Source organism: Streptomyces sp. NPDC047108 (assembly GCF_040643575.1).
Lineage (GTDB): Bacteria > Actinomycetota > Actinomycetes > Streptomycetales > Streptomycetaceae > Streptomyces.
In genome coordinates this window covers 176,076-202,560 of the sequence record NZ_JBEYUP010000006.1, presented here as the reverse complement: position 1 = coordinate 202,560, position 26,485 = coordinate 176,076, and the positions used below count along the sequence as shown (strand labels likewise).

At 71.2% G+C, this 26,485-nt stretch carries 20 protein-coding genes and 1 tRNA gene; 9 read left to right on the top strand and 12 right to left on the bottom strand.

Annotation, left to right across the window (positions count from 1 at the left end; translation table 11 throughout):
• Nucleotides 1–29 precede the first annotated feature (29 nt).
• Nucleotides 30–112, bottom strand: a tRNA-Leu gene (locus ABZ822_RS15575).
• Nucleotides 113–203: 91 nt separating this feature from the next.
• Between ABZ822_RS15575 and ABZ822_RS15570 the strand changes: the two genes are divergently transcribed.
• Entirely contained in the window at nucleotides 204–848 is a 645-nt protein-coding gene (locus ABZ822_RS15570; protein ID WP_360852919.1) for a response regulator, read from the top strand.
• A gap of 117 nt (nucleotides 849–965) precedes the next feature.
• Here ABZ822_RS15570 and ABZ822_RS15565 read toward each other — a convergent pair whose 3' ends face one another.
• From ABZ822_RS15565 to ABZ822_RS15530, 8 genes are all read right to left on the bottom strand, one after another.
• Nucleotides 966–1,682, bottom strand: a complete 717-nt coding sequence (locus ABZ822_RS15565) for an ABC transporter ATP-binding protein (RefSeq protein WP_360852916.1) — start codon at nucleotides 1,680–1,682, stop codon at nucleotides 966–968.
• Entirely contained in the window at nucleotides 1,679–2,692 is a 1,014-nt protein-coding gene (locus tag ABZ822_RS15560; protein ID WP_360853359.1) for an ABC transporter ATP-binding protein, read from the bottom strand. Before ABZ822_RS15560 ends, ABZ822_RS15565 begins: the two co-directional genes overlap by 4 nt.
• A gap of 5 nt (nucleotides 2,693–2,697) precedes the next feature.
• Nucleotides 2,698–4,437 carry a branched-chain amino acid ABC transporter permease gene (locus ABZ822_RS15555; protein ID WP_360852914.1) on the bottom strand — a complete coding sequence of 580 codons (1,740 nt, stop codon included), beginning with the start codon at nucleotides 4,435–4,437 and terminating at the stop codon, nucleotides 2,698–2,700.
• 5 nt (nucleotides 4,438–4,442) lie between these two features.
• On the bottom strand, nucleotides 4,443–5,375 hold the full coding sequence (locus ABZ822_RS15550) for a branched-chain amino acid ABC transporter permease (protein ID WP_360852911.1): 933 nt from the start codon (nucleotides 5,373–5,375) through the stop codon (nucleotides 4,443–4,445).
• Between the two features lie 101 nt (nucleotides 5,376–5,476).
• Nucleotides 5,477–6,709, bottom strand: a complete 1,233-nt coding sequence (locus ABZ822_RS15545; protein WP_360852908.1) for a branched-chain amino acid ABC transporter substrate-binding protein — start codon at nucleotides 6,707–6,709, stop codon at nucleotides 5,477–5,479.
• A 410-nt stretch (nucleotides 6,710–7,119) separates the two neighbouring features.
• Nucleotides 7,120–7,521, bottom strand: coding sequence for a hypothetical protein (locus ABZ822_RS15540; RefSeq protein ID WP_360852905.1), 402 nt, complete (start codon nucleotides 7,519–7,521; stop codon nucleotides 7,120–7,122).
• A 339-nt stretch (nucleotides 7,522–7,860) separates the two neighbouring features.
• Nucleotides 7,861–8,334 carry a hotdog fold thioesterase gene (locus tag ABZ822_RS15535; RefSeq protein WP_360852902.1) on the bottom strand — a complete coding sequence of 158 codons (474 nt, stop codon included), beginning with the start codon at nucleotides 8,332–8,334 and terminating at the stop codon, nucleotides 7,861–7,863.
• A gap of 66 nt (nucleotides 8,335–8,400) precedes the next feature.
• A complete protein-coding gene (locus tag ABZ822_RS15530; RefSeq protein WP_360852900.1) occupies nucleotides 8,401–10,737 on the bottom strand; it encodes an FdhF/YdeP family oxidoreductase in 2,337 nt (778 codons plus the stop codon).
• Between the two features lie 263 nt (nucleotides 10,738–11,000).
• Here ABZ822_RS15530 and polA point away from each other — a divergent pair, with 263 nt between their 5' ends.
• A complete protein-coding gene (polA, locus tag ABZ822_RS15525; protein WP_360852897.1) occupies nucleotides 11,001–13,739 on the top strand; it encodes a DNA polymerase I in 2,739 nt (912 codons plus the stop codon).
• Between the two features lie 179 nt (nucleotides 13,740–13,918).
• Here polA and ABZ822_RS15520 read toward each other — a convergent pair whose 3' ends face one another.
• Nucleotides 13,919–14,752 carry a DUF4184 family protein gene (locus ABZ822_RS15520; RefSeq protein WP_360852894.1) on the bottom strand — a complete coding sequence of 278 codons (834 nt, stop codon included), beginning with the start codon at nucleotides 14,750–14,752 and terminating at the stop codon, nucleotides 13,919–13,921.
• 485 nt (nucleotides 14,753–15,237) lie between these two features.
• Here ABZ822_RS15520 and ABZ822_RS15515 point away from each other — a divergent pair, with 485 nt between their 5' ends.
• From ABZ822_RS15515 to ABZ822_RS15505, 3 genes are all read left to right on the top strand, one after another.
• Nucleotides 15,238–16,935: a lytic transglycosylase domain-containing protein gene (locus ABZ822_RS15515; protein ID WP_360852891.1), complete on the top strand. Its 1,698-nt coding sequence runs from the start codon at nucleotides 15,238–15,240 to the stop codon at nucleotides 16,933–16,935.
• A 206-nt stretch (nucleotides 16,936–17,141) separates the two neighbouring features.
• Nucleotides 17,142–17,276 carry an SPW_0924 family protein gene (locus tag ABZ822_RS15510; RefSeq protein WP_360852888.1) on the top strand — a complete coding sequence of 45 codons (135 nt, stop codon included), beginning with the start codon at nucleotides 17,142–17,144 and terminating at the stop codon, nucleotides 17,274–17,276.
• A gap of 259 nt (nucleotides 17,277–17,535) precedes the next feature.
• Nucleotides 17,536–18,528 carry a DUF3068 domain-containing protein gene (locus tag ABZ822_RS15505; protein ID WP_360852885.1) on the top strand — a complete coding sequence of 331 codons (993 nt, stop codon included), beginning with the start codon at nucleotides 17,536–17,538 and terminating at the stop codon, nucleotides 18,526–18,528.
• A gap of 65 nt (nucleotides 18,529–18,593) precedes the next feature.
• On the opposite strand, the gene hrpB is transcribed toward ABZ822_RS15505, so the two are convergent.
• Both hrpB and ABZ822_RS15495 read right to left on the bottom strand, forming a co-directional pair.
• Nucleotides 18,594–21,206 (bottom strand): ATP-dependent helicase HrpB, encoded by a 2,613-nt coding sequence (gene hrpB, locus ABZ822_RS15500; RefSeq protein ID WP_360852882.1) that lies wholly within the window; start codon nucleotides 21,204–21,206, stop codon nucleotides 18,594–18,596.
• A 72-nt stretch (nucleotides 21,207–21,278) separates the two neighbouring features.
• Entirely contained in the window at nucleotides 21,279–22,151 is an 873-nt protein-coding gene (locus tag ABZ822_RS15495) for a class I SAM-dependent methyltransferase (RefSeq protein WP_360852879.1), read from the bottom strand.
• A 339-nt stretch (nucleotides 22,152–22,490) separates the two neighbouring features.
• On the opposite strand from ABZ822_RS15495, the gene rpsA reads away from it, so the two are divergent.
• The 4 genes from rpsA to ABZ822_RS15475 all read left to right on the top strand — a co-directional run bounded on the left by rpsA (nucleotide 22,491) and on the right by ABZ822_RS15475 (nucleotide 26,474).
• Nucleotides 22,491–23,990, top strand: a complete 1,500-nt coding sequence (gene rpsA / locus ABZ822_RS15490) for a 30S ribosomal protein S1 (RefSeq protein ID WP_360852876.1) — start codon at nucleotides 22,491–22,493, stop codon at nucleotides 23,988–23,990.
• Between the two features lie 235 nt (nucleotides 23,991–24,225).
• A complete protein-coding gene (locus ABZ822_RS15485) occupies nucleotides 24,226–25,167 on the top strand; it encodes a PAC2 family protein (protein WP_360852873.1) in 942 nt (313 codons plus the stop codon).
• A 77-nt stretch (nucleotides 25,168–25,244) separates the two neighbouring features.
• Nucleotides 25,245–25,850, top strand: a complete 606-nt coding sequence (gene coaE, locus ABZ822_RS15480; RefSeq protein ID WP_360852870.1) for a dephospho-CoA kinase — start codon at nucleotides 25,245–25,247, stop codon at nucleotides 25,848–25,850.
• 255 nt (nucleotides 25,851–26,105) lie between these two features.
• Nucleotides 26,106–26,474 (top strand): tetratricopeptide repeat protein, encoded by a 369-nt coding sequence (locus ABZ822_RS15475; RefSeq protein ID WP_360852867.1) that lies wholly within the window; start codon nucleotides 26,106–26,108, stop codon nucleotides 26,472–26,474.
• The last annotated feature ends 11 nt before the right edge of the window (nucleotides 26,475–26,485 follow it).

Here is a 26,485-nt window from a genome sequence, read left to right as displayed (position 1 = left end):
AGGTGGAGATCCGCTTAGGGTGAGAGATGTGCCGGGTGCGGGATTCGAACCCGCAAGCCCTTTCGGGCAGATGTGTTTGAGACATCCGTGTATGCCATTCCACCAACCCGGCCGGGTTGCAGAGACACCCTACCGTGTGTGTGTCCTCACCTGCAGCTAGGTAGGCTGCAGGGGCACCACCTTGCCCTGGAACGAGGAGTCCCGTGAGCGCCGCCGAGCCCGAGCAGCCCTTCGATGACGCGCCGTCGCACGTCCCGCCGCTGACCACCCGCGTCGTCATCGCCGAGGACGAGGCTCTCATCCGACTCGATCTCAAGGAGATGCTCGAGGAGGAGGGCTACACCGTCGTCGGTGAGGCCGGAGACGGTCAGACGGCCGTCGATCTCGCCCGCGAGCACGATCCGGACCTGGTCATCCTCGATGTGAAGATGCCGATCCTCGACGGCATCTCCGCCGCCGAGAAGATCGCCGAGGAGCGCATCGCGCCGGTCCTGATGCTGACCGCCTTCTCGCAGCGCGAGCTGGTGGAGCGCGCGCGGGACGCCGGGGCGATGGCGTATCTGGTGAAGCCGTTCAGCAAGAGCGACGTCGTGCCCGCCATCGAGATGGCGGTCTCCCGCTTCACCGAGTTGAAGGCCCTCGAGCAGGAGGTCGCCGATCTCTCGCAGCGGCTGGAGACGCGCAAGCTGGTGGACCGGGCCAAGAGCGTTCTGCAGACGCAGTACGGGCTGACCGAGCCGGCCGCGTTCCGGTGGATCCAGAAGACCTCGATGGACCGCCGGCTGTCGATGCAGCAGGTGGCCGAGGCCGTGATCGAGGACGCGGAGGAGAAGAAGCAGAAGGGGTAACGGATCCCGTACGCGAAGCCCGTACGCGAAGGGTCCCCCTGTACGAAGGGCCCGCACCGGACGAGATCGGTGCGGGCCCTTCGCGTTCGGCGCCCGTGACGGCGCGCCGTACGGATGTCAGTCCTCGCCGAGGTAGGCCTTGCGGACCGACTCGTCGTGCAGCAGGTGTTGTCCTGTTCCCGAGAGCACGATCTTGCCGATCTCCATCACATGGCCCTGGTCGGCCAGGGACAGCGCGGCCTGGGCGTTCTGCTCGACCAGCAGAATGGTGGTGCCCTGGGACTTCAGCTCGGTGATCGTCGCCATGATCTTCTGCATCATGATCGGCGACAGGCCCATCGAGGGTTCGTCGAGCATGAGCAGCTTCGGGCGGGACATCAGAGCCCTGCCCATCGCCAGCATCTGCTGTTCGCCGCCGGACAGCGTGCCCGCTGCCTGGTTGCGTCGCTCGCCGAGGATGGGGAAGAGCTCGTACGCCCTTTGCTGGTCGGCGCGTATGCCCTCGTTGTCCTTGCGGAGGAAGGCTCCGAGCTGGAGGTTCTCCGCGATCGTCAGCCGGGGGAAGATGTGGCGTCCCTCGGGCGAGTGGGCCAGGCCCAGTGCGACGATCTTGTGGGCGGGCGTGCCGTTCAGCGGCTTGCCGTCGAAGCGGACCTCACCGCTCAGGGGCTTGAGGAGCCCGGAGAGGGTGCGCAGCGTGGTGGTCTTGCCCGCGCCGTTCGTCCCGATGAGGGTGACGACCTGGCCGGCCTCCACGCTGAACGAGATGCCCTTGACGGCTTCGATCTTGCCGTAGGCGACCCGCAGGTCCTCGACTTCGAGCAGAGCGGTCACTGGTCGCCCTCCTTGCTGATGTTCTTGGGGGGAGTGGCGGCCTCGCCGGTGTCGGCGGCGGGGGTGTCGTCCCCGGCGGGTGTGTCGTCCGCGGCGGGGTCCGTCGCGGGGTCCGTCGGGTTGTCGGGCTGCGGGGCCGGCTGGTCGGTTCCCGCGGCGACTTCGGCGGCTTCGACTTCGGCGACCTCGTCGTCCCCGGGTGCGCCCTCGAAGGGTTCGCCGAGGTAGGCGGCGATGACGCGTTCGTCGCCCTGGACGACGTCGGAGGTGCCTTCGACGAGCTTCTGGCCCTGGACGAGTACGGCGACCCGGTCGCAGAGGTTGAAGATGAAGCGCATGTCGTGCTCGATGACGAGGACGGCGGTGCCTTGGTCGCGGATGGCGAAGACCAGTTCCTCGGTGGCGCGGGTCTCCTGGGGGTTCATGCCCGCGGTCGGCTCGTCGAGGAGGAGCAGGCCGGGGTCGCTGGCGAGGGCGCGGGCGATTTCGAGCTTGCGCTGTTCGCCGTAGGGGAGGTTGCGGGCGAGGTGGTCCTTCTTGGCGGCGAGGCCGGTGAACTCGAGGAGTTCCATGGCTCGTTCCTCGGAGGCCCGTTCCGCCTTCTTGAAGCCGGGGCCACGCAGGAGGGCGGACCAAAGGCCTTCCTTGGTGCGGGTGTGGCGTCCGACGAGGACGTTCTCCAGCACGGTCATGTTGGCGAAGAGCCGGATGTTCTGGAAGGTCCGTGCGATGCCGGCCTGGGTGACGAGGTGGGGCTTGGGCGGCAGGACTTTGTTCTTGTACTTGACGGTGCCTTCGGTGGGGACGTAGAGCCCGGTGAGGCAGTTGAAGAACGTGGTCTTGCCGGCGCCGTTGGGGCCGATCAGGCCGACGATCTCGCCGGTCCTGACTTCGAGGTCCACGGAGCGTACGGCGGTGAGGCCGCCGAAGCGCATGGTGACGCCGCTGGCGCTGAGGACGGGTACGGCGGTCTTGACGGGGCCGGTTCCGGTGGTGGTCGTGGTGGTCATGTCGCTCACGCCTCCGCCTTGCTGACGCCGACGGACCCTGGTGGCAGGCGTTGTTCTGGCACGTCGAGTTGTCCGGTCTCGTGGAACTCGAGCTGCTTCCTGCGGTCGGCGATCAGGCCCTCGGGGCGGAAGCGCATCAGGAGGATGAGTGCGAATCCGAAGAAGAGGAGCTGGTAGTCGGAGAGGAACTGCAGCTTCGCGGGGATGAGGTAGAGCAGTGAGGCGCCGAGCAGGGGGCCGGTGATGGTGCCCATGCCGCCGAGGATGACGGCCGCCAGGAGGAAGGCGGAGCTGGGCGGTACGGGGCCGGCGAAGACGTACTGCTCGGGTACGACGGTGTACTGGACGTGGGCCTGTACGGTGCCGGCGACTCCGGCGAGTGTGGCGCCGAGGGCGAAGGCGATGAGCTTGACCTTGAAGCCGTTGATGCCCATGGCGGTGGCGGCGGTCTCGTCCTCGCGGATGGCGACCCAGGCGCGTCCGATGCGGGAGTTGCCTGCTCGGCTGAAGACGAGGACGACGAAGGCGGTCACCAGCAGCATCAGGAAGTAGTAGTTGGCGAAGCCGCCGATTTCCTGGCCGAGGATGGTGTGGTCCTCGCCGAAGTTGAAGCCGAGGATGGTGAGGTCGGGGATGTTGGGGATGCCGTTGGGGCCGTTGGTGACGCGGGGGCCGGAGTCGCCGTCGAGGTTGCCCATGGCGATGCGGAAGATCTCTCCGAAGCCGAGGGTGACGATGGCGAGGTAGTCGCCGCGCAGTCGCAGGGTGGGGGCGCCGATGACGACGCCGAAGATCAGCGACGCGAGGGCGCCGGCGAGGACCGCGGCCCAGAAGGGGAACTGGATGTCGAGGACGGAGGCGGTCGATCCGGAGACGAGGGCGGCGGTGTAGGCGCCGACGCCGAGGAAGGCGACGTATCCGAGGTCGAGGAGTCCGGCGAGGCCGACGACGACGTTCAGGCCGAGGGCGACGGTGGCGAAGATGAGGATGTTGACCGCGACGAGGGTGTACTGGTCGTTGGTCTGGGTGACGGGGAAGAGCGCGGCGGCGACGAAGGCCGCGATGAGGGTGATGGATCGGTTCTTCGCCGTGATGCGGCTGAGGCGGGCGATGAGCCCGGACTTGAACAGCGCGGTGGCGGCGAGTCCGGCGGTGAAGAGGTAGCCGGTGAAGAGTTCCGCGTATTCGGTGTCGATGCCGTAGGTGAAGACGTACAGCGCGAGGCCGAATGCGGCGACCACGATGAGGATCTCGGCCCAGGAGGGGAGTTCCTTGGCGGGTGGTGCGATGCGGGTGTCGTCGGGCAGCAGGAAGCTGGTGACGACGGGGGCTGCCGAGGCGAGGACGGCGATCCAGCCGCCGGGCTCGACGTTGATCAGGCCGCCGAGTTCGACGGATATGGCGATGGCGGTGAACCAGGTGGTGGCCATGGCGCCGATGGCGAGCAGGCGGAGGGCCTTTGTGCTGCCGGCGGGGATGAGCCACCCGGTGCCGCGGACGCCGAGGGCGGCTGCGGCGAAGAGGGTGACGAGGAGGCCCGCGACGAGGGTGAGGACCTGGAGGCCGCCGGGATAGCCGTAGACGGTCAGGTTGCCGGGGAAGTCGGAGCTGTAGGCCCAGGCGAGGAAGGTGCTGGCCACGGTGGCGAGGCCGCCCGCGGCGGTGAGGACGCGGAGCATCCTGGTGCGCGGGGTGGTGTCGCCGGCCGTCACGGTGGTGGTCTTGGTGGTGGTTTCGGTGCTCATCGGCCTCACGCCCGATCCGCCACGCGCTCACCGAGCAGGCCTTGTGGCCGCACGAGGAGCACGAGGATGAGAAGTACAAAGGCCCATACGTTCGCCCAGGCACCGCCGCCGAGCTGTTCCATCCCGGGGATGTCCTGGATGTAGTGGATGGACATGGCTTCGGCGAGGCCGAGGACCACGCCGCCGAGCATGGCGCCGTAGATGTTGCCGATGCCGCCGAGGACGGCTGCGGTGAAGGCCTTGAGGCCGGCGATGAAGCCCATTTCGAACTGGACCTGGCCGAAGCGGAGTCCGTGGGCGACCGCGGCGACGGCGGCGAAGACCGCGCCGATGGCGAAGGCCATCACGATGATGCGGTCGGTGTTGATGCCCATGAGCTTGGCGGTGTCGGGGTCCTGCGCGGTGGCCTGCATGGCGCGGCCGGTGCGGCTCTTGGAGACGAAGACGCCGAGGGCGAGCATGCACAGGGGGGCGGCGATGAAGAGGAACGCGTCGCCGCGCTGGATGTGCAGGTTGTCGAGGATCTCGAACGACTTGCCTTCGAACTGGGGGAAGGGCCGGGCCTTCTTGGCGTCCGGGTAGAACGCCCAGACCAGCTGCATCAGGGCGATGGACAGGCCGATCGCGGTGATGAGGGGGGCGAGTCGTGGTGCGCCGCGCAGCGGCCGGTAGGCGAAGCGTTCCGCCGCGACGGCGATGCCGGTCGAGGCGACGGCGCCGCCGATGAGCATGAGGGGCAGGGCCATCAACAGGCCGGTTCCGTTCGGAAGCAGCAGGTAGACGGTGAGGGCGCCGAAGCCCCCGATCATGAAGATCTCGCCGTGGGCGAAGTTGATGAGCTGGACGATGCCGTAGACCATGGTGTACCCGATGGCGATCAAGCCGTAGAGGGTACCGAGGGCCAGGCCGTTGGCCAGCTGTTGCGGCAGTTCGTGCACCGCAGGGCCTCCGATGAGCGTGTCGGATGTGAGTCCGCGCGAGGGCGCTGTGTGCGCCCTCGCGCGGGTGATTCAGGTGGACGGGGTGGGGCGGGGCGAGGTCAGTCCTTGAACGTCTCGCTCTTGACGGCTTCCCAGGCGTTGCCCTTCACCTCGTAGACGGTGAGCTGCTTGTTGGTGGTGTCGCCGTACTTGTCGAAGGCGACCTTGCCGGTGACGCCGTCGAAGGAGACGCCGGAGAGGGCTTCGGTGACCTTGGCGCGCGAGTCCTCGGGCAGCTTGCCGTCGTTGTCCTCGACGACCTTCTTGACGGCCTGGATGATCGACCAGGCGGCGTCGTAGGAGTAGCCGCCGTAGGCCGCGTACGGGTCCTTGTAGCCGGCTGCCTCGTAGTCCTTGATGAAGGCCTTGGCGGAGTCGAGCTCCTCGACGGGGTAGCCGACCGAGGTGGCGAGGTCGCCGTCGTTCTTGGTGCCGGAGGCCTTGATGAACTCGGGGTCGTAGATGCCGTCGCCGCCCATGAGCGGGATCTCGGCGCCGGCGCCCTTGACCTGGTCGGAGAGCAGGCCGCCCTCGGGGTACTGGCCGCCGAAGTAGACGGAGTCGGCGCCGGAGTTCTTGACCTTGTCGGCGATGCTGGAGAAGTCGGTCTCCTTGACGGTCAGGTGGTCGGTGCCGACGACCTTTCCGCCGAGGCGCTTGAACTCCTGGGCGAAGATCGACGCCAGGCCGGCGCCGTAGGTCTGCTTGTCGTCGATGACGAAGACCTTCTTCTTCTTCGCGTCCTTGTAGTAGTACTGCGCGGCGAAGCGGCCCTGGATGACGTCGGTGGTGGCCGTGCGGAAGTAGCTCTTGAAGGGGCGCTTGAGGTCGCCCTTGGCCCAGTTGTCGCCCTGGCTGAGCGCCGGGTTGGTGTTGGCGGGGGAGACCTGGGCGAGGTCCTGCTTGGCGAGGACGCCCTGCATGGACTGGGCGACGCCGGAGTTCAGCGGGCCGACGACGCCGAGGACCTCGTCGTTGCCTGCGAGCTTGGTGGCGTTCTGCTGGCCGGAGGCGGGCACGGCCTGGTCGTCGAGGGCTTCGATCTTGAAGGTGACCCCGTCGACCTCGTTGTTCTTGTTGGCGGTCTTGGCGGCGAGGTCGGCCGAGTTCTTGATGCCCTGGCCGAGCGCGGACAGCGATCCGGTCAGCGGGGCGTCCACACCGATCACCACGGTGGTCTTGCCGCTGTCGCCGCCGCCGTCGCTGCTGTCGTCGCGCGATCCGCACGCGCTGAGGGTGAGGGCCCCTGCCGTGATCGCGGTGGTGAGTATGAGCAAGGAACGGTGTCTCACTGGTGTGTCCTCTCCCTGGCGCGGCGCCTCGCTTGAGGTGCCGATCGCGTGCCGGACGAGTCCGGGGGTCTCTATGGGCCGAACTGTGAAAGTGCTGTGTGCATCCGGCTGCGCCGTGACTGGCGGTGACTCTAAGCGCGGGGGGCTGCCAGGGGCAGAGGGCCTGGCCATGATGTGACTGTCTTGTTATGCCGAACACCGTGTCCGGCTATCGGTGTAGCCCCAATAACCATTCATAGTGGGCAAACTCGGACAAGGTGTCCGGTCCGTATAGGGAGAAGCTGCAGTTCCGCTAAGCAGTCCCGGGTGTCGCGGGTCACACCGGCCGGAATGCGGCGAACGGGTGCCCGGTCCTTCCGCTTGTGCGGGTTGCGTGAACATCGCTGATGGTGTCGGGTACGGCCTCGTCGTCACGGAGTGTTACGGCCGCGGGTTCCCCCGTTGTCCGCGGGCGAGCCCTGCTTGTCCCCGTCCGCCCTGCACCGCCGTTCGGTCTGACGGTCCATCGTCTTCTCCGCGGCGCCCTCGCCGTGGCGCGAACGCTCGGCCTTCCCCGCGGCGACCACCGCGTCGAGGATGTCCCGCTGCACGGTCGACAGGCCCTTCTGCTCCCAGTCGAGCCCGGCGCCCCGGCCGTCCTTCAGCATGACGTCGGCCCAGTACCCGACGAGGGTGATGCACAGTTCCTGGGGCGAAGTGCTGTGCGGAGCGGGGGAGTTGGCCGGACGGGACTCAGGGGCCGGGCCGCCGCAGGCCGCCAGTGGCGCCGCGGTCAGGAATGCTGCCAGCGCGCAGGCGAGAGTGCGGCGCACGCGGCGCCCGCGCGCCGGTCCGGCCGGGCGCGGCCGACGGCCGGAGGTCTCTTCCGCGGACGGCCGGACCGTGTACGGCCCGTGTCCGCGGCGCCCGTGCGCGTACGGCCGTTCTGCGAACGGCGCTTCCGTTTGTGGCTCTTCCGCGTACGGCGTCCGCCCCATGCGGACCGACGCCGGGCCGTGTCCTCCGGGTCGGCTCGGATCGCCCGCGGCGTCTGGTGCGGTGCGTCGCAAGGCGGAGGGGCGTCCTCGTAGTGGGCCTACTCGGATGCTCCGACAACGCAGCGAGGCGCCGTGCCAGGCGTCGCGGGCCCGAGCTGATCCAGAAGGCACGGCCTAGCCCGCCGCGCCGTCCTCGGCCACCTCGCGGAGCAGACACGTCAGTCGGGCCGTGCAGACTCGCCGGTCCCGCTCGTCGGTGATCACGATCTCGTACGAGGTGGTGGACCGGCCGCGGTGCACCGGGGTGGCCACGCCGGTCACCAGCCCCGAGCGGATGCCGCGGTGGTGCGTGCAGTTGAGGTCGACACCGACCGCGATCTTGGTGGGCCCGCCGTGCAGCATCGCGCCGATCGAGCCGAGCGTCTCGGCGAGAACGCCCGACGCACCGCCGTGCAGCAGTCCGTACGGCTGGGTGTTGCCCTCCACGGGGAGGGTGCCCACGACGCGCTCCGGGGCCGCCTCCAGGACCTGGAGGCCCATCCGCTCGCCGAGATGCCCGGCCGAGAACAGAGCGGGGAGATCGTGGCCGAGTCCGGCCCACTGCTCGATGATCTCCTGCGGGAACTTCGTGCTGCTCTGCTCACCCATGGGGCCCGGCTCCGATCGGCGGTTCTCTGCACAACGCTGATGTTCGGTGCAGTGTGCACCGTCTTATCAGCCGGCCGCAGTGATCCCGGTCTCGGGGCCCGATGCCCCGCCCGCCTCCACCCGCACGACAACGGACTTGGAGACGGGGGTGTTGCTGCCGTCGGCGGTGGAGTCCAGCGGCACCAGGACGTTGGTCTCCGGGTAGTAGGCGGCCGCGCAGCCCCGCGCCGTCGGGTAGTGGACGATCCGGAACCCCGGCGCCCGCCGCTCGCTGCCGTCCACCCACTCGCTGACCAGGTCCGCGTAACCGCCGTCGGCGAGGCCCAGGTCGGCGGCGTCCTCGGGGTTGACCAGGACGACGCGGCGGCCGTTCCTGATGCCGCGGTAGCGGTCGTCCAGGCCGTAGATCGTGGTGTTGTACTGGTCGTGCGAGCGGATCGTCTGCAGCAGCAGACGGCCCTCCGGCACCCTCGGGTACTCCACGGGTGCGGCCGTGAAGTTGGCCTTGCCCGTGGCGGTGGGGAAGCGGCGGCTGTCGCGCGGGGCGTGGGGCAGGGTGAAACCGCCCGGGCGGCTCACCTTCGCCTCGAAGTCCTCGAAGCCGGGCACGACGCGGGAGATGCGGTCCCGGATCGTCGCGTAGTCGTGTCCGAACTCCTCCCACGGCGTACGACTGTCCTCGCCCAGTACGCGCCGGGCCAGCCGGCACACGATGGCCGGCTCGGACAGCAGTGTGGGACCGGCCGGCTCCAGCCTCCCGCGGGAGGCGTGCACCATGCCCATCGAGTCCTCGACCGTCACGAACTGCTCGCCGCCGCCCTGCAGATCGCGCTCGGTCCGGCCGAGGGTGGGGAAGATCAGGGCGCGCGCGCCGGTGACCACATGGGAGCGGTTGAGCTTGGTGGACACATGCACCGTCAGCCGGGCGCGGCGCATCGCCGCCTCGGTCACCTCGGTGTCGGGGGTCGCCGAGACGAAGTTGCCGCCCATCGCGACGAAGACCTTGGCGTGGCCGTCGCGCATCGCGCGGATCGACCGTACGACGTCCAGGCCGTGCTCCCGCGGGGGTGCGAAGCCGAACTCCTTCTCCAGGGCGTCGAGGAAGGCCGGCGCGGGGCGCTCGAAGATGCCCATGGTGCGGTCGCCCTGGACGTTGCTGTGCCCGCGCACCGGACACACCCCGGCGCCGGGGCGGCCGATGTTGCCGCGCAGGAGAAGGAAGTTGACGATCTCCTTGATGGTGGGCACGGCGTGCTTGTGCTGGGTGAGGCCCATCGCCCAGCACACGATGATCCGCTTCGACTCCAGGATCATCGCGAGGGCCCGCTCGATGACGTCCCGGTCCAGTCCGGTCGCGCGCAGCGTCTCGTCCCAGTCCTGCGCCCGCGCCTCGGCCGCGTACTCCTCGAAGCCGTGGGTGTGCTCGGCGATGAACTCCGCGTCGATCGCGGCCGGGCCCGCGCCGGAGGCGTTGTCGGACGCCTCCAGGACGAGCCGGTTGAGCGTACGGAAGAGGGCCTGGTCGCCGCCGAGCCGGATCTGCAGGAAGAGGTCGGTGAGGGCGGTGCCGCGGCCGGCCAGGCCGCGCGGGGTCTGCGGGTTCTTGAACCGCTCCATGCCCGCCTCGGGCAGCGGGTTGACGGTGATGATCCGCGCCCCCTCCTCCTTGGCCTTCTCCAGGGCGGAGAGCATCCGCGGGTGGTTGGTGCCCGGGTTCTGGCCGGCCACGATGATCAGGTCGGCGCGGTAGAGGTCCTCCAGCAGCACGCTGCCCTTGCCGACGCCGAGGGTCTCGGTCAGCGCCGACCCCGACGACTCGTGGCACATGTTGGAGCAGTCGGGGAGGTTGTTGGTGCCGAACTCGCGGGCGAAGAGCTGGTAGAGGAACGCGGCCTCGTTGCTCGTACGGCCCGAGGTGTAGAAGACGGCCTCGTCGGGGGAGTCCAGGGCGCGCAGTTCCTCGGCGACGATGTCGAAGGCCCGCTCCCAGGGCACCGGCTCGTAGTGGTCGGCGCCTTCGGGGAGGTACATGGGCTGGGTGATCCGGCCCTGCTGGCCCAGCCAGTAGCCGCTGCGTGTCGCGAGGTCGGTGAGGGAGTGCGCGGCGAAGAAGTCCGGGGTGACGCGGCGCAGCGTCGCCTCCTCGGCGACGGCCTTCGCGCCGTTCTCGCAGAACTCGGCCGTGTGGCGCTTGCCGGGCTCGGGCCAGGCGCAGCCGGGGCAGTCGAAGCCGTCCTTCTGGTTGACCCGCAGGAGGGTGAGCGCGGTGCGCTTCACGCCCATCTGCCGCTGGGCGGCGCGCAGGGTGTGGCCGACGGCGGGGAGGCCGGCGGCCGAGGTCTGCGGGGGCGTGACGTCCGGTGCGTCCTGGACGGGGTCTCCCGCGGGGGGCTTGCCTGCCATGTCGCTGCCTCCTTAAGCGCCGCAACGCGCTCCCACAGCAATCCTCGCACGCCGCGGCGGGACGGTGCCGCGTGGTCACGGGGCACAGGCCGTACGGGATGCGGGCGGGCCGTCGTACGAGGTGCGGGCGGACGGTCGTACGGGATGCGGGCGGGCCGTCGTACGAGGTACGGGTGGCCCGTCGTCCGGATTCCGGAGGCCCGTCGTCCGTGAGCTTCGCACGGCTCACGGTGCTGTCAGTGTTCCGTGGCAGGATCGGGGGCGTGGCAGAGACAGCAACGAAGAAGACCGCACCGACCGCGCCCTCCGACGGGTCGGCGACGCGCCCGCGCCTGATGCTCCTGGACGGCCATTCCATGGCGTACAGGGCGTTCTACGCCCTGCCCGCGGAGAACTTCAGCACCACCACGGGCCAGACGACCAACGCGATCTACGGCTTCGCGTCGATGATGGCGAACACGCTGCGCGACGAGTCGCCCACGCATCTCGCGGTCGCCTTCGATGTCTCCCGCAAGACCTGGCGCTCCGAGGAGTTCACCGAGTACAAGGGCAACCGCATCCAGACACCTGACGAGTTCAAGGGCCAGGTCGAGCTGATCGGCGAGCTGCTGGACGCGATGAGCGTGCCCCGCTTCGCGGTCGAGGGCTTCGAGGCGGACGACGTGATCGCCACGCTGGCCACCCAGGCGGAAGCCCTCGGGTGGGACGTGCTGATCATCACCGGCGACCGGGACGCGTTCCAGCTCGTCAGCGATCACGTCACCGTCCTCTACCCGACGAAGGGCGTCAGCGAGCTGACCCGCTACACCCCCGAGAAGCTCGAGGAGAAGTACGGACTCACTCCTGAGCAGTACCCGGACTATGCCGCGCTGCGCGGGGACTCCTCGGACAACCTCCCCGGCATCCCGGGTGTGGGGGAGAAGACCGCGGCGAAGTGGATCAGGCAGTTCGGCTCGTTCCAGGAGCTGGTCGACCGGGTCGACGAGGTCAAGGGCAAGGTCGGCGACAACCTCCGTGAGCACCTGGAGTCCGTGAAGCGCAACCGCCGGCTCACCCAGCTCGTGCGGGACGTGGAGTTGTCGTCGGGGCCGGAGGGGCTGGAGCGCAGCGGGTACAACCGTGAGGCGCTGTCCCTGATCCTGGACATGCTGGAGTTCCGCCACCAGAACTTCCGGGACCGGCTGATGGCCGCGGACCCGGCCGCGGGGGAGTCCGGCGAGGAGGAGCCCCCGGCACCCGGCCTGGAGCTGGAGGGTGAGGTGCTCGCCTCCGGCGAACTGGCCCCCTGGCTGGAGCGTCACGGCGAGGGGCCGATCGGCCTCGCCACGGTCGACGCGTGGGCTCTGGGAAGCGGGAGCGTCAGCGAGATCGCGCTCGCGCTGGGCTCGGGAGCGGCCGCCTGGGTCGACCCGGCCGAGCTGGACGAGGCGGACGAACGGGCCTTCGCCGCCTGGATCGCCGCCCCGGAGAAGCCGAAGACCCTGCACAACGCCAAGGGCGTGATGCGGGTCTTCGCCGAGCACGGCTGGGAGGTCGGCGGCGTCACCATGGACACCGCGCTGGCCGCCTATCTCGTCAAGCCCGGCCGCCGCTCCTTCGCCCTGGACGCGCTGTCCGTGGAGTACCTGGGCCGTGAGCTGGCGCCGGCCGCGGACGAGGGCGGGCAGCTCGCCTTCGGCACCGACGAACAGGCCGAGAAGGACGCGCTGATGTCCCAGGCGCGCGCCGTACTGGACCTGGGCGAGGCGTTCGAGTCCCGGCTGAAGGACGTCGGCGCCGCCGCCCTCCTGCGTGACATCGAGCTGCCGACCTCATCGCTGCTCGCGCGTATGGAGCGGGCGGGGATCGCGGCGGACCGCGCCTGGCTGGAGAGCATGGAGCAGCAGTTCGCGGACGCGGTGCAGCAGGCGGTGAAGGAGGCGCACGCCGCCGTCGGCCACGAGTTCAACCTGGGCTCGCCCAAGCAGCTCCAGGAGGTGTTCTTCGGCGAGCTGGGACTGCCCAAGACCAAGAAGACCAAGACCGGTTACACCACGGACGCCGACGCGCTGGCCTGGCTGGCCACCCAGACCGAGCACGATCTTCCCGTGATCATGCTGCGCCACCGTGAGCAGGCGCGGCTGCGGTCCACCGTCGAGGGCCTGATCAAGACGGTGTCGCCCGGCGGCCGTATCCACACCACGTTCAACCAGACCGTGGCGGCGACCGGCCGGCTGTCCTCCACCGACCCGAACCTGCAGAACATCCCGGTCCGCACGGACGAGGGCCGGGCCATCCGGCGCGGCTTCGTCGTCGGCGAGGGGTTCGATTCGCTGCTGACCGCCGACTACAGCCAGATCGAACTGCGCGTGATGGCCCATCTCTCCGAGGACGAGGGACTGATCGAGGCGTTCACCTCCGGCGAGGACCTGCACGACACCGTCGCCTCCCAGGTCTTCTCCGTGGCCAGGACCGACGTCGACCCCGAGATGCGCCGCAAGATCAAGGCGATGTCGTACGGGCTGGCGTACGGGCTCTCGGCGTTCGGGCTGTCGGGGCAGCTCAGCATCTCGCCCGACGAGGCGCGCGGGCTGATGGACACCTACTTCGAGCGCTTCGGTGGCGTCCGCGACTATCTGCGGCGGGCCGTCGACGAGGCGCGAGCCACCGGCTACACCGAGACCATGCTCGGCCGACGCCGGTACCTCCCCGACCTGACCAGCGACAACCGCCAGCGCCGGGAGATGGCCGAGCGTATGGCACTCAACGCCCCGATCCAGGGCACCGCCGCGGACATCGTGAAGATCGCGATGCTGCGCGTGGACGAGGCGCTGACCCGGGAAGGGCTCTCCTCGCGCATGCTGCTCCAGGTGCACGACGAAATCGTGCTGGAGGTGGCCCCGGGCGAGCGGGGCGCGGTCGAGGAGCTGGTGCGGCGCGAGATGATCGGCGCGGTCGAACTGCGGGCGCCGCTCGATGTGTCGGTCGGATTCGGCCGCGACTGGGAGTCCGCCGCGCACTGACGCGGTGGGCCCGGCCGCAACGGGCAGGCCGCAACGGCCCGGTCGCAACGGGCCGGGCCGGTCGAGCAGGCCGGGCCGGTCGAGCAGGCCGGGCCGGTCGAGCAGGACCGGCCCGGCGGGGCGAGCGGGGCAGGCGGTTGGACGGGACCTGGCGGGATGTGGACGGGGTGGCGCGGGCGTCAGCCCGTCCCGGGCTGCTCTGCGCGGCGGCGGATCCGTACCGCTGCCGCGTACAACGGCAGCCCGAGCGCGAGTCCCGCCCCCGCCCCGAACATCGCCGTGGGGATGAAGTCCATCGGTGTCGGATCGCCGGTGAGCGTCATGATCGCGTCGTAGGAGCGCAGACAGCGGTGCACGACTCCCGCGCAGAGCGCGAGCACCAACAGCGTTGCGGCCAGCATCCGTTCGCGGGGTGTCAGTCCCGGTACGGACTCGGGTGCCTCCAGGTCACCCGGCAGTCCGCGCACCGCCGTGACGAGGAAGGCACCGATCAGCAGCAGCGCGAGCGCCGAACCGCCGTACTGCGCGTACGTGTAGAGCGGGAAGCCCGCCACGACCTCGCCCAGTGCCGGCACCAGCCGCGTCCCCCAGCGGTCCAGATGCGTGAACGCGTCCCACACGATGTGCGTCGCGGCACCCAGCACGGCCGACACCCAGAACCACAGCAGCAGGGGTACGAGCGGCCGGCCCCGCCAGGACCGGCCGCGCACCAGCGCCCAGGCCCGTCCCTGCCAGGACGGCGGCAGGAGCGCAAGCAGCGGTTCGCGCAACAGCAGCCAGCCCGCGACGAGTACGGCCGTCACCACGGCGTCGACGGTCAGCACCCCGGCGGGGGAGTGCGTGAAGTCGCCGAAGAGCATGGCGCCGGGGAGAACGGTGTCGGCGAAGTAGGTCATGTCCGGCGCGAACGAGCCCGCGACCAGGGCGGAGGCGACCAGAGGCCCCCGCGCGCCCGTTGCGTCCCGGCGGACGGCCGGAAGTACCGCCGCCGCATGGCTGAGCGTGAACGGCATGCTCCCCCTTGGTTCTTCGGTCGCTCTCGGTCGCTCTCGGTCGCGACGGGCGTCGGACGCCACCTCGGTCGCGACGGGCGTCGGTCGCCGCCTCGGTCGGCGCCGGCTGCGCCGTCGACGGGAACGACGCGAACGCCGGGAAACCGGTTGCGCCTCAGCGGGTCCGCGCGGGCCCGCGCCGGTCCGCCTGGTCCGGTTCCGCGCCGTTCCACCCGGTGCCCGCCCTCACGCCTCGCCGCCTGCGACCCTGCGCCCGCTTGCGAGGTCACGGTGATCGTTCCCGGCTCAGTATGCGGGACGGGCGTTTTCCGGAATCCGCCGAACCGTACGCGCGAATGAGGTGAAATCTGGGCAGGAGCCGGTGACTCCTGGCCCGAAGGTGCCGTAGGGTCACCAGAGTTCGCGCCGGGGGACCCACGGGCGCGACGCCTCAGACCGGGCCGGGGGCGACACCCCTCGCCGCGCATACAGGGGAGGACGCACGTATGGCAGCCCAGTTCGGACGGCGCATACGCAGGGGCGCGGCCACCACGGCCGTCGCTGCACTCGCGATGGCGGCGCTCACCGCCTCCCAGGCGCCCGACCTGCTGGACTCGAAGCGGCAGTCGGCGAGCGGTCCGTCGCCCGCCACTGACACGCCCATCGACGGCGGCTCGTCGTACTACACGGATCTTCCGCCCCTCAACACCCCGGACAAGCCCGGTACTTCCGTCGAACTGCCCCGTAAGGGCAAGGCGGAGGCGGGCATCCCGGCGACCGTCCTCGACGCGTACAAGCAGGCCGAGTCCGCGCTCGCCGAGAGCAACCCCGGCTGCAACGTCCGCTGGGAACTGCTCGCGGCCATCGGCAAGGTCGAGTCCGGGCAGGCCCGCGGCGGCCGGGTCGACGCCGAAGGCACCACGCTCTCGCCGATCCTCGGCCCGCAGCTCAACGGCAACGGCTTCGCCGAGATCCGTGACACCGACGGCGGTGCGTACGACGGCGACACCACGCACGACCGCGCCGTCGGCCCGATGCAGTTCATCCCCTCCACCTGGGCGAACTGGGGCGCGGACGGCAACGGCGACGGCGAGAAGGACCCCGGGAACATCTACGACGCGGCGCTGGCCGCCGGCCGCTATCTGTGCGCGGGCAGCCGCGACCTCTCCCGGCAGGCCGATCTCGAGCGCGCGATCCTCGGCTACAACCGGTCCCAGGAGTACCTGCGAACGGTCCTGTCCTGGTTCGAGTACTACAAGAAGGGCACGCACGAGGTGCCCGACGGCACGGGTGTCCTGCCGGTCGGCACCGGTCCCGGCGGCGAGGACGACGGCACCAAGGGCGGCGGCAGCGGCGCCAAGGACTCCGGCGGCTCCAAGGGCTCCGGCAAAGGGTCGAAGGACACCCCGTCGAAGGACGAGGACAAGCCGCAGCCCCCGAAGGGGGAGGACGGCGAGGACGACACGCCGGACCCGGACCGCCCTGCCCCGGCCGACACCGTCACCGCCTTCGCGCACGTCGGCGCGCGGGAGCTGACCGCCACCGCGGGCGGCGCGTTCGCCGATCCTCCCCGCGTGCGGACACGGGACGCGGCAGGCAGGTCCGTACGGGACGTCCGCGTGCAGTACGAGATCCGGGGCACCACCGAGGCACGCTTCCCCGGCAAGGCCACCCGCGTCACCGTCCGCACCGGCAGCGACGGCACGGCCACCGCGCCGAAGCTGCTCGCGGGCGGCAAGGCGGGCGAGTTCACGGTGCGGGCCACCGTCGTCGGACGCTCCCTGCCCGCCGTCGACTTCGCGGCCGCCGTCAAGGCCGCCCCCGTGCCGAAGGCGGACGTCCTCGCCCGTACGAGCGAGGAGCCGCTGAAGGCCGAGGCCGGCGGCGAGTTCGCCGAGCAGGTGGAGATCAAGGCCACCTACCAGGGTGCGGTCGCGGCGGGTGTGCCGGTGACCGCCACCATGATCACCTCCGACCCGGACGAGCCGGTCGTCAACGACAAGGGCCCTTACTTCAAGGACGAGGACGACAAGCCCGTCCGCACCCTGAAGGCCCTCACCACCGACGAGGACGGCGTCCTGAAGCTGCCGAAGATCTTCACCGACGCGGAGAAGGGCACCTTCCTCCTCCGCCTCACCACCGCCGACGGCGCCACACTGACCCTGGAGCTGGAGGTCACCGAACCGGCGGCCGAGGACCAGTAGCGGCCCAGCGCCCCCTCCGGGCGTTCCCGCCCCGGCCGGACCGCTTCCCGCCCATCGCGCGCACCGCTCCCACTGCCCCGCCGGGCAGGGGAGCGGTGCGACGTGTTCTCTTCTGCGGCCCCCGTTGCTACGGTGCCCCAGCCCCAAGCATTCTGACGAACCGTCAGTCCATGCCGACCGAGCCGCCACATCACGGGAGGCCGACCATGCGCGCTCTGGCAGCCGCCGCCATCGGACTGGCCGCGGCCCTCGCGCTCGTCCTCACCGTGACCGCGATCGGTGCCCCCACCGGCGAGACCTCACCGAAGCCGCTGCTCACCACCGTCCCCGACCGTCCGTAGACGGCCCCCGCCGGCCGCACGCCGACCGTCCTGGCAGGCCCCAGGGCCCGCACCCCCGAACGCCCGCACACCTCAACGCCCGCACAACCCAAGGCCCTTACCGCACGAGGGCCCGTACCGCACGAAGGCCCGAACACCCGCAGAGGGAGGACGCACCGCCATGAGCCGCGCTGTGCCGACCCGGGAGAACGGCCCCGGATCCCCGGCGGCGACCCGAGCCGGTCACCCCGCCCGACGCCGGAGCCGGAGCAGGGTCGGCATGCGCCGCAGAGCGAGCCTGGTGCTCCTCGCCCTCGCCGTCTTCTGCGCAGCGCTGTCGCCGCTCCTGCGCTGGTACGCCTTCCCGCGGCTGGTCAAGATCCCGGCGAACCAGTACCAGGACATGGTCCTCGAAGCGAAGGACGCCACCCTCCTCGACTACGGCACGATGAAGCCCAGGAACGTCTCCAAGGTGACCATCGTCCAGACGCTCAAGGGCAATGTCGAGGCGTCGGAGAAGATCGAACGGACCGCGGGACGCGACGTCGTCGTCTGGGACGGCCTGTCCTACGTGGTGGGCCCGGACGGGAAGATGGTCTCCGAGATTCCCGAGCGCTACATCTTCGACGCCCACACCCAGGAGCCGGTGCACGCGGACGGCGAGCACGTCGACGGCGACCCCGTCCGGCGGGAGGGCATCGAGTTCAAGTGGCCCTTCCTGACCGAGAAGCGCGACTACACCTACTTCGACGCCCAGGCCCGCGTCTCCGCGCCCATCCACTACAAGGGCACACGCACCTTCCGCGGGCTGGAGGTCTACTACTTCGAGCAGACCGTCCCGTGGACGAAGGTCCCCATGCCGAAGAAGCTGCCGGTGAAGGGGATCACCCCGGAGTCGGTCGCGAAGACCGGTACGACCCGCTGGTACACCACCAAGCGCATGTTCTGGGTCGACCCGACCACCGGGGGCCCGGTCAACGGCCAGGAGATCCACAAGGAGGAGCTGCGCGGCGGCACACTGCTCGGCGGGCGCGAGAAGGTCACCGCGTTCGCCGGGCACGTGAAGATGCGCGAGGACTACATCGATTCCACGGTCGAACTCGTCTCCGCGCAGCGGCAGTTGGTCCTGCTGATGACCAGCTACCTCCCCTGGGGACTGCTGGGCCTCGGCGCCGGACTGCTCGCTCTGGCCCTCGTCCTGGAGGCGCGCGGCCGGCGGCCCGCGGAGCCGGCCGGCGACGACGACCGGTCACGGGAACCGGTCGCCCTGTGAACGGGCCCTGACGCGCTCTGCCGAACAGGCCCTGCCCGGCGCTCCGTTCGGCCCGCACCCCGCCATTACGTCCGGTTCAGCCGTGCCTTCGTGTGCCGGGTCGGCTCCGCGGACGCCGGGTCCTCGGGCCACGGGTGCTTCGGGTACCGCCCGCGCAACTCGGCCCGTACGGACCGGTACCCGTCCCGCCAGAACGACGCCAGGTCGGCGGTGACCGCGGCCGGGCGTCCGGCGGGGGAGAGCAGATGGACGAGCAGCGGCACGCGCCCGTCCGCGATCCTCGGCGTCTCCTGCAGTCCGAACAGCTCCTGCAGCTTCACCGCGAGCACCGGCTGCGCGCCCGCGTAGTCGATCCGGATCCGCGAGCCGCTCGGCACCTCCATCCGCTGCGGCGCCAGTACCTCGAACCGCACCGCGTCACCCGTGGCCCACGGCAGCAGCCGCGTCAGGACCGAGCCCGCGCCGACGCGCTCCAGATCCGCGCGCCGCGCCGCGCGGTCCAGCTCCGGCCCCAGCCAGACGTCCGGATCCGCCAGCAGCGCCGCGTCCGACACATCGGGCCACGGCGGGCCCAACTCCCGGTGCAGAAAGGCCAGTCGCTGCCGCAGCTCGGACGCCTCCCGCGACCAGCGCAGCAAACCGGGCCCCTCGCACCGCAACCCCTCCAGCAGCGCCGCCCGCACCCGCGCCGGTTCGGGCGAGTCCAGGGGGCGTACGAGCAACTCGACCGCGCCCAGCCGCTCCACGCGCCGCGCCGTCACGTCCCGGCGCTCCTCGGACCAGTGCACCTCCTCGTCCGCGGACAGCAGCGGGGCGGCCGCGCGCCGCGCGGTCTCCTCGTCGGTCACGGCGGCCAGCCGTACGCGGGCGGAGGCGGATGTCACGGGCCGGTCGGCGACGGCGACGGCCAGCCAGTCCGCGGAGCCGAGCCGTGATCCGCCGGCCAGTTCGGCACCCGTCCCCGACGCCATGAGGTACGCGCCCTGGCCCCGGCCGCGCGCCACGCGCTCGGGGAACGCCAGGGCCACGACCAGCCCCGCGGCCGCGTCATCCGTCCCTCCTCGTCCGCCCGTTGCCGCCGCGCCGTCCCCCGGCGCGGTGTCCGCACGGCCGTCTCCGCGCGCCGCGCGCAGTGCGCCCTCCAGGCGGCGTGACTCGGCGCGCCAGCGGGCGGCGTACGCGTCGCCGCCGCGCCGCGCGGTCCGCCAGGCGGCCACCAGGTCGTCCCCGTACGCGCGCGGCGGCTCCTCCGACAGCAGAGCCACCACCTCCGCCGCCCGGCGCGCGCCCACCGCGTCGGCGCCGTCCAGCAGCGCCCGCGCGAGCCGGGGGTGCACGCCCAGCCGGGCCAGCCGCGTACCGCGCCCCGTCACCCGTCCGTCCGCGTCCACCGCGCCGATAGCGCGCAGCACCTCGCGTGCGGCGGCCATCGCGCCGCCCGGCGGCGGGTCGAGCAGCGCGAGCCCCGAGGCGTCCGGATCGCCCCAGCAGGCGGCCTGCAGCGCGAAGGCGGTCAGATCGGCCACCGTGATCTCCGGCGAGGGCCACCGCGGCAGGCGCCCGTCCTCCTCCTCGGCCCAGCAGCGGTACACCGCGCCGGGAGCCTCGCGCCCCGCGCGGCCCGCGCGCTGCCGGGCGGCGACGCGCGAGGCCCGTACGGTCGTGAGCGCGCTGAGCCCGCGCGCATGGTCGGTGCGCGGCTCGCGCGCCAGGCCCGCGTCCACCACCACGCGGACGCCCGGGACCGTGAGGCTCGACTCGGCGACGGCGGTCGCCAGCACCACCCGCCGCCCTTCCGTACCACCGGCCAGGACGGCGTCCTGGACCTCCGCGGGAGCCCGGCCGTGCACCTGCAGCACCTCCGCGCCGCACCCGGCGAGCTGCCCCGCCACCCGCCCGATCTCCCCGACGCCCGGCAGGAAGCACAGCACGTCGCCGTCCCGTTCGCGCAGCGCCCGCCGCACGACGGCGGCGACGTGCTCCAGCAGGGCGGGGTCGACCCGCATGCCGTGCGGCGGCCTCACGGAGCGGGGCGGAGGTGCCCACACCACCTCGACCGGATGGGACGCCCCTGCCGCCTCGACCACCGGCGCCTCCGCGGCCTCACCGCCGGAAACGGCGCCGTCGCCGAGCAGCCGGGCCCAGCCCGCGGCGTCCGTCGTCGCCGACGCCGCGACGAGCCGCAGTTCGGGACGGAGCGTCTGCCGTACGTCGAGGAGGAACGCGGCCGCCGTGTCGGCGTCCAGATGCCGCTCGTGGCACTCGTCGAGGACGACGACGTCGACCCCGGCCAACTCCGGGTCGCGCTGCAGCCGCTGCAGCAGTACGCCGGTCGTCACCACCTCGACGACCGTCCCCGGCCCGGTACGCCGCTCTCCCCGCACGCTGAACCCGACCCGCTCGCCGACGCTCTCGCCGAGCAGCCACGCCATACGACGGGCCGCGGCACGGGCCGCGATGCGCCGTGGCTCGGCGACCACCACACGCCGTACCGGGCCCGTGCCCGGCAGCGCCCGCCCGCCGTCCGTCAGCCCGGCCAGGGCCAGTGGCACCAGCGTCGTCTTGCCCGTCCCCGGCGGTGCGCACAGCACCGCGGTGCCGCGGGTCTCCAGGGCCTCGTCCAGCGCGGGCAGCGCCGCCCCGACCGGCAACCGCTCCAAGGCGTCCGTCCGTATCACGCGCCCAGTCTCCCAGCGCGCCGCGGCGTCCCGCCCCGGGCCGTCCCGGGGGTCCCGACCGTACGAGCTGCCCTACGCCGTCTCGCAGACGAAGATCGCCGTGCCCGGGATCAGATGCCCGCGCAGCGGTGACCAGCCGCCCCACTCCTGGTGGTTCCATTCCGGCCACTCGGGCTCGACCAGGTCGACGAGGCGGAAGCCCGCGGCCACGACGTCCCGGACCCGGTCGCCCACCGTCCGGTGGCTCTCGACGTACACGGCACGCCCCGACTCGTCCTGCTCGACATAGGGCGTGCGGTCGAAGTAGGAGGACGCGACCGACAGACCCTCGGGTCCCGGCTCGTCGGGGAAGGCCCAGCGGAGGGGATGGGTCACGGAGAACACCCACCGGCCGCCGGGCCGGAGGACCCTGCGCACCTCGCGCAGCACCCGCACCGGGTCCGCCACGAACGGCAGCGCGCCGTACGCGGAGCACGCCAGGTCGAAGGAGCCGTCGGCGAAGGGCAGTGCGCCCGCGTCGGCCTGGACGAGAGGGAACGCCGGCGCCGGCCCTCCTTCGTCCGTGCCGGTTCCGTCCGCTCCGGTCGAGCCCTCCGTGCCGCCCTGGCCGCCGCCGAGGCGCAGCGCGTGCTGGAGCTGCCGGAACGAGAGGTCCAGCGCGACCGGGCGCGCTCCCTGCGCGGCCAGCCAGCGGGAGCACTGGGCCGCACCGGCGCCGACCTCCAGGACGTCCCGCCCCTTCAGTTCCTCCGCGGGGCCGAGCAGCGCGGCCTCTTCCTCGTCGAGCCCTTCCGGGCACCAGACGAACCGGTCGTCGCCGAGGAAGCCGCCGTGCTCCAGCTGGTACTCGTCCGCATTGCGGTCCCACCAGCCGCGGTTGGCCCGGCTGCTCTCCGTGTTCCCCACGCCACGCCGAGTGGCCTCGGCTTCTTCCTCTTGGCTCATCGCGTCCGTCGTCGTAACCTTCGCTCAAACCTGTAGCTGCGGACCGCAGCATGTGTTGTGCCGGGTATGGGCCTTGTGTCCGCTTGTGCCCTGGGTGCGCTCTTCGCGCATTGACCCTGCCCGGCCGCCCCCGTATGCTACAAGTTGCGCTGCGGGCCTGCGCGCCTCAGACGGAGCAGGCTGCGCTCGCATCTGTTGTATGTCCCCTCGGTTGTCGAGGCGCCACCGGCCCTGTGAAGGACGGCGTCTCCTGGCTGTCCGGCTTCGGCAGTGCGATAACGGGCTCCCGGCGTGAGCAGTACCTACGACCTCAATGTCCGTACCGGAGCCCTTTCCCACATGACGAGCAGCACCGAGACCACCGCCACCACTCCGCAGGTAGCGGTCAACGACATCGGTAACGAGGAAGCATTCCTCGCCGCGATCGACGAGACGATCAAGTACTTCAACGACGGCGACATCGTCGACGGCGTCATCGTGAAGGTCGACCGGGACGAGGTCCTGCTCGACATCGGCTACAAGACCGAGGGTGTCATTCCCTCGCGTGAGCTCTCGATCAAGCACGACGTCGACCCCAACGAGGTCGTCGCCGTCGGCGACGAGATCGAGGCCCTGGTTCTCCAGAAGGAGGACAAGGAAGGCCGCCTCATCCTGTCCAAGAAGCGCGCTCAGTACGAGCGGGCCTGGGGCACGATCGAGAAGATCAAGGAAGAGGACGGCATCGTCACCGGTACCGTCATCGAGGTCGTCAAGGGTGGTCTCATCCTCGACATCGGCCTCCGTGGCTTCCTCCCCGCCTCGCTGGTGGAGATGCGCCGCGTCCGCGACCTCCAGCCCTACGTGGGCAAGGAGCTCGAGGCGAAGATCATCGAGCTGGACAAGAACCGCAACAACGTGGTCCTGTCCCGCCGTGCCTGGCTCGAGCAGACCCAGAGCGAGGTCCGCCAGACCTTCCTCACGACCCTGCAGAAGGGCCAGGTCCGCTCCGGCGTCGTCTCCTCGATCGTCAACTTCGGTGCGTTCGTGGACCTCGGCGGCGTCGACGGTCTCGTCCACGTCTCCGAGCTGTCCTGGAAGCACATCGACCACCCCTCCGAGGTCGTCGAGGTCGGCCAGGAGGTCACGGTCGAGGTCCTGGACGTCGACATGGACCGCGAGCGCGTGTCCCTGTCGCTCAAGGCGACCCAGGAAGACCCGTGGCAGCAGTTCGCCCGGACCCACCAGATCGGTCAGGTCGTCCCGGGTAAGGTCACCAAGCTCGTTCCGTTCGGTGCGTTCGTCCGCGTCGACGAGGGCATCGAGGGCCTGGTCCACATCTCCGAGCTGGCCGAGCGCCACGTGGAGATCCCGGAGCAGGTCGTCCAGGTCAACGACGAGATCTTCGTCAAGGTCATCGACATCGACCTCGAGCGCCGCCGCATCAGCCTCTCGCTGAAGCAGGCCAACGAGTCCTTCGGTGCCGACCCGACGGCGGTCGAGTTCGACCCGACCCTGTACGGCATGGCCGCGTCCTACGACGACCAGGGCAACTACATCTACCCCGAGGGCTTCGACCCGGAGGCCAACGACTGGCTGGACGGGTACGAGAAGCAGCGCGAGGAGTGGGAGCGTCAGTACGCCGAGGCGCAGACCCGCTTCGAGCAGCACCAGGCGCAGGTCGTCAAGTCCCGCGAGGCCGACGAGCAGGCCGCGGCCGAGGCCGGTCAGGCCGCCCCGCAGCAGGGTGGCGCCGGTGGCGGCGGTTCGTACTCCTCGGAGACCCAGGACAACTCCGGCGCGCTCGCGTCGGACGAGGCCCTGGCCGCTCTGCGCGAGAAGCTGGCCGGAGGCCAGAGCTGACCGCTCGCTGAGCACCGGCTGAAGAGCTGAACGCGAGGCCCGTCCCCTTCGGGGGGCGGGCCTCGCGCCATGTCCGGGACCCGCACTCCCCGTGCCGCCGGGCATCGCTTCGGTGCCGACCGGCCACCACTGACGGTGCGTCACACCCCGCGTGACGCAAGATCACGCCGTGGAAGGGGAATGCCCCCGAGGCCTTCCGCGTTGATCGGGAGGAACACGAGGAGGCGCGGTTACGGTGCTTGATCCGCAGGATCTGTACGCATGGGAGCCCAAGGGGCTCGCGGTGGCGGACATGGCGATGGCCCAGGACACGGCGGGGTTCGTCATGCTCTACCACTTCGACGGCTACATCGACGCCGGGGACACCGGAGAGCAGATCGTGGAGCGGCTGCTCGACCAGCTCCCGCACCAGACCGTCGCCCGCTTCGACGTGGACCGCCTCATCGACTACCGCGCCCGGCGCCCCCTGCTGACCTTCCGCAGCGACCACTGGAGCGCGTACGACCGGCCGACGCTCGACGTGCGCCTCGTCCAGGACACGACCGGTGCCCCCTTCCTGCTGCTGTCCGGGCCCGAGCCCGATGTGGAGTGGGAGCGCTTCGCCGTCGCCGTCCGCCAGATCGTCGAACGCCTCGGCGTCCGGCTCTCGATGAACTTCCACGGCATCCCCATGGGCGTCCCGCACACCCGCCCGGTCGGCCTCACCCCGCACGGCAACCGCCTGGACCTCATGCCCGGCCACCGGGCCTTCTTCGACGAGGCACAGGTGCCCGGCAGCGCCGAGGCGCTCGTGGAGTTCCGCCTCGCCGAGGCAGGACACGACGTGCTGGGCATCGCGGCGCACGTACCGCACTACATCGCCCGCTCCTCGTACCCCGACTCGGCGCTCGCCGCGCTGGAGGCCATCACGGCGGCGACGGGCCTCGTGCTCCCCGGCGTCGTGCAGACGCTGCGCACGGACGCGCACCGCACCCAGACCGAGATCGACCGGCAGGTCGGCGAGGGAGACGAGGAGCTGGTCTCGCTCGTACGCGGGCTGGAGAACCAGTACGACGCGGTCGCCGGCGCCCAGAGCCGCGGCAACCTGGTCGCCGAGCCGGCCCAGCTGCCGTCGGCGGAGGAGCTGGGCGAGGAGTTCGAGCGGTTCCTCGCCGAGCGTGAGGGCAACGGCGACTGACCGCCCGGTCCCGGGGCGTTCCCGGCCGGTTCTGGGTCGGCGCTGTCCGCGGCGGACGGCTGAACTACGCTGACCGCATGCTGAAGGTGGGCCTGACCGGTGGCATCGGCGCGGGAAAGAGCGAGGTGTCACGGCTGCTGGCGTCGTACGGCGCGGTGATCGTGGACGCGGACAAGATCGCCAGGGAGGTCGTGGAGCCGGGCACCCCTGGACTGGCGGCCGTCGTGGCCGAGTTCGGCCCGGAGATCCTGACCGGCGACGGCACGCTGGACCGGCCGAAACTCGGCGGCATCGTCTTCAACGACCCCGAGCGGCTGCGCGCGTTGAACGCGATCGTGCACCCCCTGGTCGGCGCCCGCTCGGCCGAGCTGGAGGCGTCCGCGCGCGGCGAGGACGCCGTCGTCGTCCATGACGTGCCGCTCCTCGCCGAGAACGGGCTGTCGAAGCTGTACGACCTGGTGGTGGTCGTGGACGCGTCCACCGAGACCAGGACCGACCGGCTGGTGCGGCTGCGCGGTATGGCCGAGGACGAGGCCCGCTCCCGTATGGCCGCGCAGGCCACGCGTGAGCAGCGGCTGGCCGTCGCCGATCTGGTGATCGACAACGACGGGCCGCTGGACGCGCTGGAACCGCAGGTCCGGAAGGTGTGGCAGAAGCTGCGGGAGCGCGCGGCGGCGCACTGACGGGCTGCGGGGGGACCGGGCGGGAGCGCCCGATGCCCGTCCGGTCCGTCGGTGCGGGCCCGGAGCCGGAGCGCCCGCGGGCAGCGGCCGGGGAATGCCCTCCCGTAGGGCGTTGTTGACCGGACGGCGGTGGCGCGACCGTTGCGTGGACCCTTGCGCGCACGACGATGCCCGCCGAGTGTGTGCACGAGATGCCCGCCGAGCCGAGCCGCGCGGAGCTGCGCCGCCGCCGAGGAGCTGAGGAAGGAGCCGGCCGTGCCCGAGAGCACCCCCGCGACCCACGTCATCGACTTCCGAGCGGCGGAGCACCTGCTGGCCGCCCGCGACCCGCGGGGCGCGATCCAGCTCCTCGACAAGGTGATCGAAGCCCATCCGGAGAGCGGCGCGGCGCGCCTGCTGCGGGCCCGCGCGTACTTCCTCGCGGCCCGGCTCGGGGCCGCGGAGCGGGAGTTCCAGCACATCGTCGACCTCGAACCGGACAACGCGTTCGCCCACTTCGCCCTGGGCCGCACGCTGGAGCGCGCCAACCGCCCGGACGAGGCCATCCGCCACTTCCGCCTGGCCGCAGCCCTGGACCCGCGCCCGGACTACGTCGAGGCCGCACGGTTCGACACCCCGGCCTGAGTTTCGACACC

Excerpts from the sequence above, each read along its gene's own strand:
- ABZ822_RS15560 (WP_360853359.1), bottom strand. The coding sequence starts at position 2,692 with ATGACCACCACGACCACCACCGGAACCGGCCCCGTCAAGACCGCCGTA.
- ABZ822_RS15555 (WP_360852914.1), bottom strand. The coding sequence starts at position 4,437 with ATGAGCACCGAAACCACCACCAAGACCACCACCGTGACGGCCGGCGAC.
- ABZ822_RS15535 (WP_360852902.1), bottom strand. The coding sequence starts at position 8,334 with ATGGGTGAGCAGAGCAGCACGAAGTTCCCGCAGGAGATCATCGAGCAG.
- ABZ822_RS15530 (WP_360852900.1), bottom strand. The coding sequence starts at position 10,737 with ATGGCAGGCAAGCCCCCCGCGGGAGACCCCGTCCAGGACGCACCGGAC.
- ABZ822_RS15520 (WP_360852894.1), bottom strand. The coding sequence starts at position 14,752 with ATGCCGTTCACGCTCAGCCATGCGGCGGCGGTACTTCCGGCCGTCCGC.
- ABZ822_RS15515 (WP_360852891.1), top strand. The coding sequence starts at position 15,238 with ATGGCAGCCCAGTTCGGACGGCGCATACGCAGGGGCGCGGCCACCACG.
- ABZ822_RS15510 (WP_360852888.1), top strand. The coding sequence starts at position 17,142 with ATGCGCGCTCTGGCAGCCGCCGCCATCGGACTGGCCGCGGCCCTCGCG.
- ABZ822_RS15505 (WP_360852885.1), top strand. The coding sequence starts at position 17,536 with ATGCGCCGCAGAGCGAGCCTGGTGCTCCTCGCCCTCGCCGTCTTCTGC.
- ABZ822_RS15495 (WP_360852879.1), bottom strand. The coding sequence starts at position 22,151 with ATGAGCCAAGAGGAAGAAGCCGAGGCCACTCGGCGTGGCGTGGGGAAC.
- rpsA (WP_360852876.1), top strand. The coding sequence starts at position 22,491 with ATGACGAGCAGCACCGAGACCACCGCCACCACTCCGCAGGTAGCGGTC.
- coaE (WP_360852870.1), top strand. The coding sequence starts at position 25,245 with ATGCTGAAGGTGGGCCTGACCGGTGGCATCGGCGCGGGAAAGAGCGAG.